The organism is Streptococcus sp. GMD4S, assembly GCF_000296955.1.
In genome coordinates this window covers 1-2,772 of record NZ_AJRE01000134.1, presented here as the reverse complement: position 1 = coordinate 2,772, position 2,772 = coordinate 1, and the positions used below count along the sequence as shown (strand labels likewise).

The 2,772-nt window shown below is 45.6% G+C and carries 1 protein-coding gene and 1 riboswitch; the gene reads left to right on the top strand.

Annotation, left to right across the window (positions count from 1 at the left end; translation table 11 throughout):
* Window positions 1-104: 104 nt before the first annotated feature.
* Window positions 105-2,441 (top strand): endonuclease MutS2, encoded by a 2,337-nt coding sequence (locus GMD4S_RS07765; RefSeq protein WP_001092930.1) that lies wholly within the window; start codon window positions 105-107, stop codon window positions 2,439-2,441.
* A gap of 168 nt (window positions 2,442-2,609) precedes the next feature.
* A riboswitch (glycine riboswitch) is annotated at window positions 2,610-2,698 on the top strand.
* Window positions 2,699-2,772: the final 74 nt, after the last annotated feature.

Genomic DNA, 2,772 nt, shown 5'->3' with positions numbered 1-2,772 from the left:
ATAAAAAGGGCGGGATTTTTCCTAGCCCTTTGTTTACAGATTGGACGACTAAGTCAAAACCCCTAGTTGCTATAATCTTGTAAACCAGCATATAAGGAAAAAATATGAATACAAAAATACTAGAAACCTTAGAATTTAATAAAATCAAAGCCTTGTTTGAACCGCATCTCTTGACAGAACAAGGTCTAGAGGAGCTAAAAGGCTTGGTTCCAACTGCCAAGGTGGATAAGATCAAACAAGCCTTTACAGAGATGGAGGAAATGCAAGCCCTTTTTGTGGAGCAACCCCACTTTACCATCCTAGCGACACGTGAGATTTCAGCTGTCTGCAAGCGTCTGGAGATGGGGGCGGATCTCAATATTGAGGAGTTCCTGCTCCTCAAACGAGTCTTGTTTGCTAGCAGAGAGTTGCAAAGTTTTTATGCCAATCTTGAAAATGTACGCTTGGAGCAGTTGGCGAGATGGTTTGAAAAACTGCATGAGTTCCCACACTTGCAAGGGAGTCTTCAATCTCTAAATGATGCAGGATTTATCGAAAATTTCGCCAGTGAAGAGCTAGCACGCATCCGTCGGAAAATCCATGATAGCGAGAGTCAAGTTCGAGATGTCTTGCAAGACTTACTCAAGCAAAAAGCGCAGATGTTGACGGAAGGCATAATCGCTAGCCGAAATGGCCGTCAAGTCTTACCAGTCAAGAACACCTATCGCAATAAGATTGCAGGTGTTGTCCATGACATCTCTGCTAGTGGTAATACGGTTTATATCGAGCCACGTGAGGTGGTCAAGCTGAGCGAAGAAATCGCTAGTCTGCGAGCTGATGAACGCTATGAGATGATTCGCATCCTGCAGGAACTATCGGAACGGGTTCGTCCTCATGCTGCTGAGATTGCTAATGACGCTTGGATTATCGGCCATCTGGATCTGATTCGTGCCAAGGTGCGTTTCATCCAAGAAAGACAAGCAGTTGTTCCTCAACTTTCAGAGAACCAAGAGATTCAACTCCTTCATGTTCGCCATCCTTTGGTCAAAAATGCTGTCGCGAACGATGTACACTTTGGTAAGGAATTAACGGCCATTGTCATTACAGGTCCCAATACAGGTGGGAAGACCATCATGCTCAAAACCCTGGGCTTGACTCAACTTATGGCCCAATCTGGCTTGCCAATCTTAGCTGATAAAGGAAGCCGTGTCGGTATTTTCGAAGAAATCTTTGCCGATATCGGGGATGAGCAGTCTATCGAACAAAGTTTGTCTACCTTCTCCAGCCACATGACCAATATCGTAGATATTCTTGGCAAGGTCAATCAGCACTCGCTCTTATTGCTAGATGAGCTCGGGGCTGGTACCGATCCACAGGAAGGAGCAGCCCTTGCTATGGCTATTCTGGAGGATCTTCGTCTGCGTCAGGTCAAGACCATGGCGACGACCCACTATCCAGAGCTCAAGGCCTACGGTATCGAAACAGCCTTTGTGCAAAATGCCAGCATGGAGTTTGATACAGCAAGTCTGCGTCCGACCTATCGCTTTATGCAGGGAGTTCCTGGCCGAAGCAATGCCTTTGAAATTGCCAAACGCCTGGGCTTGTCAGATGTCATCGTAGGAGATGCCAGCCAGCAGGTTAATCAAGATAATGATGTCAACCGTATCATTGAGCAATTAGAAGAGCAAACGCTTGAAAGTCGCAAACGCTTGGACAATATTCGTGAGGTGGAGCAAGAAAACCTCAAGATGAACCGAGCACTCAAAAAGCTCTATAATGAACTCAATCGCGAGAAGGAAACTGAGCTCAACAAGGCGCGTGAACAGGCTGCCGAGATTGTGGAACTTGCTCTAAATGAGAGTGACCAGATTCTCAAGAATCTTCACAGCAAGTCTCAACTCAAACCCCACGAAATCATTGAGGCCAAGGCTGAGCTGAAAAAACTGGCCCCTGAAAAAGTCTACTTGTCTAAAAACAAGGTCCTTCAAAAAGCCAAGAAAAAACGAGCTCCAAAGGTGGGAGATGACATTGTGGTCCTCAGTTATGGTCAGCGTGGAACCTTGACCAATCAACTTAAGGACGGCCGTTGGGAAGCCCAAGTCGGTTTGATCAAGATGACCTTGGAAGAGAAAGAATTTGACCTTGTTCAGGCCCAGCAAGAAGCCCTAGTCAAGAAAAAACAAGTCAATGTCGTCAAACGTGCATCTGGTCGTGGCCCACAAGCGAGACTGGATCTTCGTGGCAAACGGTACGAAGAGGCCATGAATGAGCTGGACGCCTTTATCGACCAAGCCCTGCTCAATAACATGGCGCAAGTCGACATCATCCACGGTATCGGTACGGGAGTCATCCGTGAGGGCGTCACCAAATACCTGCAAAGAAACAAGCATGTCAAGAGTTTCGGCTATGCTCCACAAAATGCTGGAGGCAGTGGCGCCACCATTGTAACCTTTAAAGGATAGAGAGAAGAAGGATTCACTCTTTCTGAAAAAAGAAGTGAAAAGTCAAAAAATTTCATAGAATATATTGACAAGGGCTAACTTTTCTTGTAAAATAATAAAAAATTAAATACCAACACCGAATGAAGTTTAATAGAAGTGGAGAAAGGTTTGTTTTCCATGACTGTAAATGGACGGAACTCTGGAGAGACCGTAAAGGCACCGAAGGGGCAAGGCAGGTAACTGCTCAAACTCTCAGGTAAAAGGACAGAGCTAGGATAGACCGCTTTTTGGCATTTATCTAAGCATTCCAGAGTACATGTATCTTGCATGTGCTCTTTCTTTTGGGGTTGAA

What these genes read in the sequence shown, in the direction of transcription:
- GMD4S_RS07765 (WP_001092930.1), top strand. Translation starts at nt 105, where the DNA reads ATGAATACAAAAATACTAGAAACCTTAGAATTTAATAAAATCAAAGCC.